This window comes from Salegentibacter tibetensis (genome assembly GCF_020164485.1).
Classification (GTDB): Bacteria; Bacteroidota; Bacteroidia; order Flavobacteriales; family Flavobacteriaceae; genus Salegentibacter; species Salegentibacter tibetensis.
Genome location: NZ_JAIQZA010000110.1, coordinates 1 through 481 on the forward strand (window position 1 = coordinate 1; position 481 = coordinate 481).

Consider the following 481-nt stretch of genomic DNA (forward strand, 5'->3'; position numbering starts at 1 on the left):
CCAAAACCCATAATACGTGCAGCACGGTCAATACAATAGTGAGCCTCATCTGAAACCAAAACCGCAGGCTTCAGGCCTTCTTCATATCCTTTGCGCCACACTTTCGTCACAGCGGCCCTCGCTGCCAAAAGAGCTGTAAGATTGCCAAGAGACCCGCCAGATGTGACAAATCCAGATGCTTCCACGCTATAGCCAAGCGTCTGTGCCAGGTCTTCTGTAAGGATTTTCTCGAGCGTATTTCCCACCATACCCATCTCATATACTCCCATTCCCTGATTAAGAAGGGAAATTAATGCTCCGGAAAGTACAGTTACCGGTAAAGTAGGAGTTGTCTGGTGCCCCAAATATTTCCTGCGGTGAACCTGTACAGATTTTTCCATTACATCTGTAAACAGCTCCATAGGTTCCTCCAGGGTTGGTTTTGAAAAATCATGCTGCCAGTATTTTAGTTGTTCTTCGGGATGCTGCCAGGAGATTGCTG

At 47.2% G+C, this 481-nt stretch carries 1 protein-coding gene; it reads right to left on the bottom strand.

From position 1 onward, the window contains the following. Nucleotides 1-481, bottom strand: a 481-nt coding sequence (locus LB467_RS19615) for a pyridoxal-dependent decarboxylase (protein WP_237690474.1), incomplete at both ends; no start/stop codon positions are given.